Source organism: Neobacillus niacini (assembly GCF_046591715.1).
Taxonomy (GTDB): Bacteria; Bacillota; Bacilli; order Bacillales; family Cytobacillaceae; genus Neobacillus; species Neobacillus niacini_L.
Genome location: NZ_JAWVNQ010000012.1, coordinates 101,938 through 113,504, shown reverse-complemented (window position 1 = coordinate 113,504; position 11,567 = coordinate 101,938). Strand labels below are relative to the sequence as shown.

Annotated in this window: 10 protein-coding genes; 9 read left to right on the top strand and 1 reads right to left on the bottom strand. The window is 41.3% G+C overall.

Annotated features, from left to right (window positions below):
- Nucleotides 1-786: 786 nt before the first annotated feature.
- From SFC47_RS21505 to lacD, 9 genes are all read left to right on the top strand, one after another.
- Nucleotides 787-2,010, top strand: coding sequence for an efflux RND transporter periplasmic adaptor subunit (locus SFC47_RS21505; protein ID WP_411256564.1), 1,224 nt, complete (start codon nt 787-789; stop codon nt 2,008-2,010).
- Nucleotides 1,994-2,674 carry an ABC transporter ATP-binding protein gene (locus SFC47_RS21500; RefSeq protein WP_411256563.1) on the top strand — a complete coding sequence of 227 codons (681 nt, stop codon included), beginning with the start codon at nt 1,994-1,996 and terminating at the stop codon, nt 2,672-2,674. The genes SFC47_RS21505 and SFC47_RS21500 overlap by 17 nt, the downstream gene beginning before the upstream one ends.
- Nucleotides 2,671-3,876: an ABC transporter permease gene (locus SFC47_RS21495; RefSeq protein ID WP_411256562.1), complete on the top strand. Its 1,206-nt coding sequence runs from the start codon at nt 2,671-2,673 to the stop codon at nt 3,874-3,876. The genes SFC47_RS21500 and SFC47_RS21495 overlap by 4 nt, the downstream gene beginning before the upstream one ends.
- Nucleotides 3,877-4,560: 684 nt before the next feature.
- A complete protein-coding gene (locus SFC47_RS21490) occupies nt 4,561-5,292 on the top strand; it encodes a GntR family transcriptional regulator (RefSeq protein ID WP_411256573.1) in 732 nt (243 codons plus the stop codon).
- Nucleotides 5,293-5,495: 203 nt separating this feature from the next.
- Nucleotides 5,496-6,398 carry an ROK family protein gene (locus SFC47_RS21485; RefSeq protein ID WP_411256561.1) on the top strand — a complete coding sequence of 301 codons (903 nt, stop codon included), beginning with the start codon at nt 5,496-5,498 and terminating at the stop codon, nt 6,396-6,398.
- A 24-nt stretch (nt 6,399-6,422) separates the two neighbouring features.
- Nucleotides 6,423-7,619: an SIS domain-containing protein gene (locus SFC47_RS21480; RefSeq protein ID WP_411256560.1), complete on the top strand. Its 1,197-nt coding sequence runs from the start codon at nt 6,423-6,425 to the stop codon at nt 7,617-7,619.
- Nucleotides 7,620-7,662: 43 nt separating this feature from the next.
- The gene (gene nagA, locus SFC47_RS21475) at nt 7,663-8,841 is read left to right on the top strand and encodes an N-acetylglucosamine-6-phosphate deacetylase (protein WP_411256559.1); all 1,179 of its coding nucleotides are present in this window, start codon (nt 7,663-7,665) and stop codon (nt 8,839-8,841) included.
- Nucleotides 8,838-9,776, top strand: coding sequence for a tagatose-6-phosphate kinase (lacC, locus tag SFC47_RS21470; RefSeq protein ID WP_411256558.1), 939 nt, complete (start codon nt 8,838-8,840; stop codon nt 9,774-9,776). Before nagA ends, lacC begins: the two co-directional genes overlap by 4 nt.
- 12 nt (nt 9,777-9,788) lie before the next feature.
- The gene (lacD, locus tag SFC47_RS21465; RefSeq protein ID WP_411256571.1) at nt 9,789-10,808 is read left to right on the top strand and encodes a tagatose-bisphosphate aldolase; all 1,020 of its coding nucleotides are present in this window, start codon (nt 9,789-9,791) and stop codon (nt 10,806-10,808) included.
- Nucleotides 10,809-10,853: 45 nt separating this feature from the next.
- On the opposite strand, the gene SFC47_RS21460 is transcribed toward lacD, so the two are convergent.
- Complete coding sequence (locus SFC47_RS21460; RefSeq protein ID WP_411256557.1) at nt 10,854-11,537, bottom strand: response regulator; 684 nt, start codon at nt 11,535-11,537, stop codon at nt 10,854-10,856.
- Nucleotides 11,538-11,567 lie beyond the last annotated feature (30 nt).

Below are 11,567 nucleotides of genomic sequence, written 5' to 3'. Positions count from 1 at the left end.
AAAAAGAGAAGAAGTGGTCACTCATAAGAGCAATGAGAGCCCGAAACATCATAAAAAGAGAAGAAGTGGTCACTCATAAGAGAGCTGAGAGCCCGAAACCTCATAAAAAGAGTTGCTGCGGTCACTCATAAGAGAGCTGAGAGCCCGAAACCTCATAAAAAGAGAAGAAGCAGTCACTCATAAGAGCGATGAAAGCCCGAAACCTTATTAAAAGAGAAGAAGCGGTCACTCATAAAAGCGATGAGAGCCCGAAACATCATAAAAAGAGAAGAGGCGGTCACTCATAAAAGCGATGAGAGCCCGAAACCTCATAAAAAAAGAAGAAGCGGTCACTCATAAGAGAGCTGAGAGCCCGAACCTTTATAAAAAGAGAAGAAGCGGTCACTCATAAGAGAGCTGAGAGCCCGAAACCTTATAAAAAGAGAGAAGCGGTCACTCATAAGAGAGCTGAGAGCCCGAAACCTTATAAAAAGAGAAGAAGCGGTCACTCATAAGAGAGCTGAGAGCCCGAAACCTTATAAAAAGAGAAGAAGCGGTCACTCATAAGAGAGCTGAGAGCCCGAACCCTTATAAAAAGAGAAGAAGCGGTCACTCATAAGAGCAATGAGAGCCCGAAACATCATAAAAAGGGAAGAAGTGGTCACTCAGAATAGACCAGTATATTTTCCAATATAGAATCTATCGATAACAAATAGAAAAGTTTACCATAAAAACCTGTTGAAAATATTTCCAGTATCTATATAGTAGATACTAGAATAAATAAATAGATTCCACGGGGGTATATGAGTGAAGAAAAAGGTATGGATTTGGTCAGCAGCTATTGTAGGGATACTTGCTATTGCAAGCACGGGTACATATTTATACGCAAAAACAGGTACACAATCAGTAAGTATAGATGAGGGTGTCATGAGTATTAGTGTACAAAAGGTTAGTGAACAAGAATTAATAGAATCAATCCTTGTAACGGGTAAAATTGTCCCGGAAAGTGAGCAAAAGGTCTTTTTAGAACCTGAAAAAGGGGTAATCACTGAATTTAAAGTAACAGAAAATCAAGTAGTTAAAGCGGGTGACCCGCTAGTAATCTATGATTCTTCAAAAATAGATAGCGAATTAAAAAGAGCTGTCCGTGAGAAAGAACTGCTGCAAAGCAGAGGGAAAACAGAGCAAAATCAAATTACCGATCTCAACAAGCGGCTTCAAGAAGCTAAAAAGAAACCAGCAGCACAAGCTGCAGAAAGCACTGAGGCTGCACAAGAGCTTGTTTCACAAGAGGACATTAACCAGCTTTCGAATGAAAAAATCCAACAAGAAATGCAATATGAAAGTACAAAGGCTGAAATTACATCTGCTGAAGACCGAATAAAAGAGTTGAATGCACAAAAAAGTGAAATGACGATTGTAAGTAAAATGGATGGAATCATTGTAAAAGTAAATCAAAATGTAGCAAATACAGAAGCAGGAGCAGCAGAACCTGTCATCCACATCATTTCAAGTCAACCGTATAAAGTTATTGGGTCGATGAGTGAATTCGATACAGTAAAGATTAAGGAAGGACAACCAGTTATTATCCGTCCAAAAGTATTTAAAGATCGTGAATGGAAGGGTAGTGTTGAATCTGTTTCGCAATTCCCAAATGCTGATGGCGGCGGTGGTGAAGGATTCGAAGGCGGCGGAGCTGGTAATGTAACCATGTATCCTTTTAAGGTTACGATTACTGATGATACTTCCGAATTACGTCAAGGCTTCCATGTTTCCTTAGAAATAAAAGCTGGTGATGCAGCCAAAAAAGTGGCTATCCCACATCCTGCTCTTATCGATGAAGCCGGAACTAAGATCGTTTATGTTCTAAAAGATGGAATATTAGAAAGACGTGAGGTTCAAACTGGCGTTATGAATGATGCTTTTATTGAAGTTACATCAGGAATTACACCGGGAGAACTTGTGGTCCTTACACCAACAGAAGAAATGCATGATGGAATGGAAGTGACATCATATGATGAAGTTGAATGATATTACAAAAGTGTACGGCAAGGGTTCATTAGAGGTTCCGGTGCTGCATGGCATTGATTTACATATAGAAGAGGGCGAGTTTGTTGCGATTATGGGTCCATCTGGATCTGGTAAATCTACACTGATGAATATCATTGGCTTTTTAGATTACCCTTCCTCTGGTACATATGAATTAAATGGTCAGCAAATCGCCGCAGCAAAAGAGAGCACCTTAGCTAAGCTAAGAAATGAACATGTCGGTTTTGTTTTTCAACAATTCTTCATGTTTCCTAGAGACAACGCGATTAAGAATGTTGCTTCCCCGCTTGTATATGCTGGAATTTCTAGGCGTGAAAGAACAGCAAGAGCAAAAGTCCTGCTAGAAAAAGTAGGGTTAGGTGACAGGATGAAGCATTTACCTAATCAATTATCTGGCGGTCAGAAGCAGCGTGTTGCCATCGCTAGAGCTCTTGTTAATAATCCTACGATTCTCTTAGCCGATGAACCCACAGGTGCACTTGATTCACATACAAGTGAGCAAATAATGAAGCTATTCACACAGCTTAATGAAGAAGGAAAAACGGTTATCATTGTTACCCATGAAGAAGAAATTGCAGCCTATGCAAAGAGAGTAATCACAATAAAAGATGGCCAGATTACCGAAGACCGGAGGGTGTCTTCATGAATATATGGGATAGCTTTAAAATTGCGCTTTCGTCCATCTGGAATCATAAAATAAGGTCTACTCTCACGATGCTGGGAATTATCATTGGTGTAGCCGCCGTTATTATTATCGTAGCAATTGGACAAGGTACGAAGAAGCAAATGACAGATGAATTGTTTAGTACAGATAAGAATGCGATTGATATTTATTATGAATATATCCCGCCTGAAGATGAATCAGAAATGTTTTGGGAGGAACCTGAATTAACCTCTGAAGATGTTCAGACACTTGCTGCGGTTCCAGGTGTAAAGGCAGTGGTTGCAACGAATCAAGGCTGGGGAATGATGACACATGATGATGAACAGAGTGAAATGCAAATTACCGGTGTTGGTGCGGAATTCTTTACGGCCAGGGATATTCAGGTAGTAGAAGGACGTGCTCTCTATGCCGCAGATAATGATGGTTTGAACCGGGTAGTGTTGATTGATACTGTAGCAAGGGAAAAATTCTTTAAGGAATCCGAAAACCCAATCGGGGAGATTATTGACCTTAATGATAATCCATACAAAGTGGTGGGGGTGTATGAATCACCAGTACCTGAGCAATTTCGTAATCCGGAAACCGGTGAGATGCTAATGCCGCGCACTGTCATCTCCATGATGTTCGGTAACCGAGAAATTGAACAATTACAGGTAATAGCAAGTGATCCTGAAAACATTTCCGAAACAGGCAGGCTCGCAGCCGAAACGTTAACAGCTGAAAAGGGTCTTGAAAACGGCATGTATTCAACAAATGACTTCGAAGATTATGAAAGAGAACTAAACACAATGATTTCGTTACTAACACTGCTTATTGGAAGTATTGCAGGTATTTCCCTCTTAGTGGGCGGAATTGGTGTCATGAACATCATGCTAGTGTCTGTAACAGAGAGGACAAGAGAAATTGGCCTCCGGAAAGCGATTGGTGCAACACGAAGCAAAATTCTCCTCCAGTTTCTAATTGAGTCCATCACATTAACTTCACTAGGAGGTTTAATTGGAATCGGGCTGGCAGCAATAGGGAGTATCCTTGTTTCGGAGTTTTCGCCAATTACAGCTTCCGTTAGTCCGTTAATTGTTCTTATAGGTGTTAGTTTTTCAGCATTCATCGGGATTATCTTTGGATTACTTCCTGCAAACAAGGCGTCTAAACTGAGTCCGATTGAGGCATTAAGGTACGAGTAGGATAAAAAAGTTTATGAAGATATAAAAACCCCCAAACAAAAAGTTTGGGGGACAGACTGTCGAGAAAGGGAATTTTTTTCTCTGAGTCTATCCTCCAGATTTTTTAGGTAAATATTATACATGCCATTTGAGGACATATCGTTTGTCCAGCTAGTAGGATTTGTCCTTCATCCGGGGTCTTAAGGACAAATCGTTTGTCCAACCGATAGGATTTGTCCTTCATCCGGGGTCTTAAGGACAAATCGTTTGTCCAACCGGTAGGATTTGTCCTTCATCCGGGGTCTTGAGGACAAATCGTTTGTCCAGCTAGTAGGATTTGTCCTTCATCCGGGGTCTTGAGGACAAATCGTTTGTCCAGCCAGAAGGATTTGTCCTTCATCCGGGATCTTGGTGACAAATCGTAAGCGCTGGCAGAAGGATTTGTCCTTGTTAAAGATATTAAAGGCTTTCAAGATTTTCTCTACAGCCTGCCCCCCAAACTAAAAGTTTGGGGGATATTTGTATTAATCAATCCTCTCATATTGTAGATTGAGGATAAAACTTGCTAGACCCTCAAGTGAGTTCGTTAACAATAGGAAATAAATGCATTTTTAACAACATTTAAAACTTGGTTGGTGGATTGATGGTACAAGTTGTGGTATAATGAGTTTAAATTTTTCGGAATGAATAGGAAGGAAGATTTTGATGAAGCCGCTGCAAAATGACAGTGTTATACCACTTTACCATCAACTGAAGGAAAGATTAAAACATTCTATTGAACAAGGGGAATGGCAGCCAGGAGATCAAATACCCTCTGAGAATCAATTAGTGAATGAATATAATGTCAGTAGAAATACGGCAAAAAAAGCAATTGAAGAATTGGTCCAGGATGGACTGCTCTACCGTAAACAAGGGAAGGGCACATTTGTTGCAAAGCCAAGGCTGCAGCAGTCATTAATGGGTTTATATAGTTTTAGCAAAGTTTTTAAGGAAAAAGGATTGACCCCTAAGGATATCCTAATTGAAATAAGAGAAGTTAGACCGACTCAAGAGATTATCCAAGAGCTTCAAATTTCGGATGATGAAACGGTCATTGAAATGAAGCGCCTGCGCTGTGTGGAAGATGATCCCTATATACTAGAGTCCTCCTTTTTTCCAAAAAGCGTTATACCAGATATGTCTATGTTGAATAAAGTGGGACAAATCTCTCTTTATGATTTTCTTGAACAGGAATTAAATATCATTATAAAAAGAGCCATCGAGGCATTCGAACCTGTTTTAATTAAATCAGATGAAAGTGAGTACCTCGAGACAGAAGAAGGGAGACCGGCTCTGCTATTAGAAAGAACAGCTTATGACACAAACGGAGTACCGGTAGAATTTTGTCGTTCTATTGTTCGTGGTGACCGCTGTCGTTTTTACACTGAACTAACTTAAACTGATATTGGAATTTACCTGGAATGAATTTTCTAAAAATTTAAATTGTTGGGTTGACCCTACAAGTTGAAGTGTTATAATGAAATTACAAAGCAGATGAGCTCATAGCAAAATAACTATGAGCTTTTCTTTCACTACAACTTGTACCATCAACCCATCTACTCAGAGTTTGTTGATAAATAATATAAATCGAGGTGCAGGGAATGAAAAGGGCCATTGGTATTGATATTGGCGGTACAAAAATTGCAGCAGGAATCATTACAGAGAATGGGGAATTGCAAAAACGTACTGAAGTCAAAAGTGATCCTTCTGATAGAGAAAAAATGTTTTCTAGAGTGGCAGAAGCAGTGGAACTACTTTTAGAAGATTCAACTCTTTCGATAACGGACGTGACAGGGATCGGTGTTGGAGTCCCTGGCAAGGTAGACCGGGATAACGGAATTGCAGTTTTCCAAAACAACTTACCTTGGGAGCAGTTCCCAGTTGCACGCCGTCTTCGGGAGGCGTTCGGAATTGAGAAAATAGTAATTGATAATGATGTCTATACGGCCGCGTTTGCGGAATGGAAGGCTGCCGGCGGAAACAGAGAGGAAACATTTGTCTATGTAACGATTAGCACGGGCATATCCTGTGCTATCATCCACCGCGGGTCCTTTTTTAGGGGGGCGGGATTTGCCGGGGAAATTGGCTTGATTCCTATTTTCTCAAAGAAAAATGCGCCCCAATTTGAGAGGCTGGAAAATGCAGCTGCCGGACCTGCTATTGCCAAAAAGGCAGAAGAACTTCTGAGTGTGGAGCTTTCCACTAAGGATGTTTTTGAACGTTATCTAGCAGGGGAACCCGAGGTTCAGTCAATTATTGAAGAGGTGACAGATAGTTTGGCCCAGGGGCTCTACACGATTTCTAGTTTACTAGACCCGCACAAAATTGTATTTGGCGGCAGCGTAATTGCCAATAACCCTTTCCTGCTTGAAATAATGAAAGAAAAACTTAAAACCTATCAAATCTCTGAACAACATCATGTATTAGATCAAATGACCATAACTGCCATTAAGCAGGATAATGGCGTGATTGGTGCGGGATTAAAGGTATATGAAAATATCTAAACATTATATAAGGAGTGTAAGTGAATGTTTACTTTAGGTAAGGAGAAATTAGTTCTCCTAGGAGCAGAGATTACAACGGCAGAAATCCAACAGCAGCCCCAGTTGTGGGCGGAGACTTTTAGTTTGTACAGAGAGAAACGGGAGGCCATAACATCATTTTTGAAGAATATTAAAGAAAAGCATAATCGTGTTCGTGTGATATTTACTGGTGCAGGTACTTCAGCATATGTGGGTGACACCGTTACACCTTATTTGAAGGGTAAAGTCGATGAATGGCAATGGGATTTAGAGAGTGTGCCGACAACATCCATTGTTTCAAACCCGTACCAATTTTTGAAAGCTGAAATTCCTACCTTACTTGTTTCCTTTGCCAGAAGCGGAAATAGTCCGGAAAGCGTGGCAGCTGTTGAGCTCGCCCAGCAAATCGTAAACAATCTTTACCAAATTACGATAACCTGCTCAAAGGATGGAAAGCTTGCACAGCAGGCAGCAGGCGATGACGGAAACCTTCTATTATTAATGCCAGAAAAGTCAAATGATCAAGGCTTTGCCATGACTGGGAGCTACACCTGTATGACGTTAATTGCACTGCTCATTTTTGATACGTTATCTGATGGGGAAAAAGATGAAATTGTGAAAACAATCTCTCGTTTGGGTGAAAGTGTGATTCAAAGAGAAGAATTAATTGAAAAGCTGATTTCCGTTGATTTTGATCGAATTATTTATCTTGGTTCCGGAGGCTTTGAGGGATTGGCAAGAGAGGCTCAATTGAAGGTGCTGGAATTAACAGCTGGAAAAATGGCCACTGCTTTTGATTCATCTCTTGGGTTCCGTCACGGCCCGAAGTCCTTTGTAAATGAAAACGCAGTCATTTTTTGCTTTGTTTCCAACCAGCCTTATACCCGGCAATACGATCTGGATATGTTAAATGAATTAAAGCAGGACCAGATTGCCCGCAGGGTTTGTGCCATCGTCGTGGAAGGGGATAATAATTATTCGGGTGACACCTTCTCATTCGACAACGAAGGAAGAAACATACCGGATGCTTATTTGTCCTTGCCTTATGTAATGGTTGGTCAAACGATTTCCTTACTTTCTGCCATTAAAGTCGGGAATAAACCCGATACACCATCACCAAGCGGCACAGTCAATCGTGTAGTAAAAGGCGTTACCATTCATGAATACAAGGAATTAGGGAGCCAAGCACGGATGCCTTTATGAGTGAGTTAGGCTGCCTTCCCCTTGTGAATACAGAGGTGAAGAAATGAATTGTTATGTATATGCCGATAAGTTTTTTCTTCATGACGGTGTGTATGGACCTGGTTTCTTAGAAGTAAAAGATGGAAAATTTGCTGCTTTTTCTGAAGTACATCCCAATGAATCGGCAAATGTAATTGATTTCAGCGGATATTGGATTGCACCTGGATTAGTTGACACTCATATCCATGGATTCAAAAATCATGATGTCATGGACAATAACATTCAGGGCTTGAATGCCATTTCAGAGGGGCTGCTTTCTTCGGGTGTGACATCGTTTTTACCGACTACGTTAACCTCATCTACTGAGACGCTGACTAAAGTGGTCAAGATGATTGGAGAAAATTACTTAAAAGTTACTGGTGCAAAGATAAAAGGAATCTTTTTAGAAGGTCCTTTCTTTACCGAAAAACATAAAGGGGCACAAAACAAGGACTACTTTTGTGACCCTTCCATTGAATTGTTAGAAAACTGGCAGAATCAATCTGGGCATTTTATAAAAAAAATTGCAATTGCACCTGAAAGGAAGGGAGCGGCAGAATTTATCGGCCATGCTGTGAACAACGGAGTCGCAGTTGCCTTGGCTCACAGCGACGCTCCTTATGAGGTGGCAAAGCAAGCGGTAGAAAAGGGTGCCTCTATTTTTGTACATACTTTCAATGGCATGAGCGGGCTGCACCATCGTGAACCTGGTATGGCGGGAGCTGCTATGAGTCTGCCAAATGTGTTTGCCGAAGTTATTTGTGATGGTCACCATGTTCATCCTGCTGCTGCTAACATTCTAATGAATGCACGGGGCAGGAAGGCAACACTCCTTGTTACCGATTGTATGATGGCAGGCGGTATGCCGGAAGGACGTTATCAGCTGGGAGAATTTCCGGTTGTGGTGAAGGAAGGGGCCGCCACTTTGGAAAGCGGCAGCTTAGCGGGCAGTATTTTGCAATTAATTGATGCAGTTAAAAATGTCGTCAATTGGGGAATTGCAACCCCAGAAGAAGCGATATATATGGCAAGCACAGCACCGGCAAAAAGTATTCAGCAAGATGGGGAATGTGGGAGGATTGCTGCAGGACTTGCAGCAGATTTTATTGTATTGACGCCACAGTTGGAATTAATGGCAACGTATCTTGATGGTAATTGCAGGTACCAAGCTAAAAACTTTAAGGGGAAAGAGGTATTCCAATGATCTTAACTGTCACAATGAACCCATCTGTTGATATTTCCTACCCAATTCCTGATTTCAAACTCGATGATGTCAACCGTGTCGAAGGGGCTCGTAAAACAGCAGGCGGTAAAGGATTAAATGTAGCCAGGGTCATCAAGCAAATGGGAGAAGGAGTTGTGACGACTGGCGTACTGGGCGGTACGATTGGGGACTTTATTATTCAGGAACTTTCGAAAGACAGGATTGAAAATTACTTTTTGAAAATTAGTCAAGAATCCAGAAACTGTGTTGCTATTCTCCACGACAGCAAGCAGACGGAAATTTTAGAATCGGGCCCAACCCTGACAGCTGAAGACGTGGCCGCCTTCCTTAGAAAATATGAAAGTCTGCTAACCGATGTTTCCTTAGTGACAATCTCGGGCAGTTTGCCCAAGGGATTACCGCCAGGCTTTTACCGGGAGTTGGTTGAACGGAGTCATGTGCGGGGAATTCCGATTGTCGTTGATACTTCGGGTGAATCATTGCGACAGGTTTTGGTAAATGAGGTTAAACCATTTGCGATTAAGCCCAACATCACGGAGCTATCTCAGCTTCTGGGCATCAATGTGGAACCTGGAATAGAAAGTCTCAGCCAGGCACTTTCAAACGAGTATTTTCAGGGCGTTGAATGGATTGTTGTATCGATGGGGTGCTCCGGTGCCTTTGTGAAGAATGGGCAGGACTTTTACCAGGTAACCATACCGAAAATTAATGTGGTGAACCCTGTCGGCTCCGGTGACGCCACTGTGGCCGGATTCGCAGTTGCAGTTAAGCATAGGCAGTCTGTTCAGGCTGTGTTAAAAACGGCAATGACGACAGGGATACTAAATGCGATGGAAGACGTAACAGGTTATATTAATACAGCAAATTTTGAATCTATATTCAACCAAGTCAAAGTAAAAAAAATAGACTTATAGAGGTGAAGAATGATGTTAAGACTTACAGATAGCAAACTAGCAGCACTGGAACGATTATCAGATGAAAATGGAATTATTGGAGCATTAGCAATTGATCAACGTGGTTCGTTAAAGAAAATGATTGCATCCGGAGGTGCTGCCCCGATTGGGGACGAGGGGATTGTCCGCTTCAAAGAACTAGTTTCTGAGGAATTGACACCATATGCCACTTCTATTCTATTAGATCCGGAGTATGGGCTGCCTGCAGCAAAAGTCCGCCATTCGGATGCCGGGCTGTTAGTTGCCTATGAAAAAACTGGTTATGACGCCAATACTGTGGGGCGTTTGCCTGATTTATTAGAAGAATGGTCGGTAAGACGCTTGAAGGAAGCAGGAGCAGACGCGGTGAAATTTTTACTCTATTACGATGTAGATGAAGATGAAAAAATCAATGACTTTAAGCATGTGTATATGGAGCGGGTTGGGTCAGAGTGTGCGGCAGAGGACATTCCATTTTTCCTTGAGATTGTTAGTTACGATGCCAAAAACGAAGATGTAAAAAGTTTAGAGTATGCAAAAGTGAAACCACATAAAGTGATTGAGGCAATGAGAGAGTTTTCGAAGCCGCAGTATCAGGTAGACGTATTAAAAGTCGAGGTCCCGGTTGATATGAATTTTGTCGAAGGGTACACAAATGATGAAGCGGCCTATACAAAGGAAGCCGCAGCTGGATATTTTAAGGAACAAAGCAATGCAACCCACCTGCCATTTATCTTCTTAAGTGCAGGCGTAAGTGCAGAATTATTCCAAGAGACATTAAGATTTGCCAAGGAATCTGGTTCCACCTTTAACGGTGTTTTATGCGGCCGTGCCACTTGGAAGAACGGTGTTTCACCATTTGCGGAAATTGGTGAAGAAGCTGGACGCGCTTGGCTTAAGGATACAGGCAGAAAAAACATTCAAGAACTAAATGCTGTTCTAAAACAAACCGCTAGTTCATGGCATGAGAAAATAGCAAAAAGCCAGGAAACGGATGTTTTACAGCCAAAATAAAAAGAAGGGATGGTATTTGCTAACGCATAGGTACCATCCCTAATCTTATGATAATTCACCAATTAATTCAAATAGTTTGAGTTCGTTAACTTCGGTAATGATTTCTCTTGTATTATTTTTATCAAATTTTTTTAATAGGCTGCTGATTTGCTTTTTAATCGTCTCTAATTCAACGGCCCTGATTTCTGCAATTTCTTTACGTTTAAGACCGCTGCAAAGGAGTTTCAATACCTCAAGCTCAGATTGAGTCAGGTTTGCAACGATTTTAAAAAAATGGGTTAATTGATCTTCGGATTTTTTTATTCGAGCAAATTCCTGCCTGATTTTCTGTGCAATGATTGGCCGGATCGGTGACTGATTGTTACTAGCAGAATAAATCGCTTCAATAATTTCTTCCTTTGGTGCTGATTTCATTAAGTAATCAACAATCCCCGTTTGGAAAGCTGCAAAAACAATATTATTATCCTGATGAACGGTCAACATAATGATTTTCGTATCGGGTAAAATTTTATGAATTTCGGAAGCTGCCTTAATTCCTGCCATCTGACTTTCCATTTCAATATCCATTAATATAATATCTGGTTTTTTAACCGCCGCAAAAGCAATGGCCTCGTAGCCGCTTTTAGCAGTGGCAGCTAAAGAAAGGCTGTCCACACCATTTATTATTCGTTCCAGCCGTCTGCGATGGGCCTCCATGTCGTCAGCTATTAATATATGTATCTTTTCCAAATGAATACCTCCCAAAAATAAGGCAAAGGG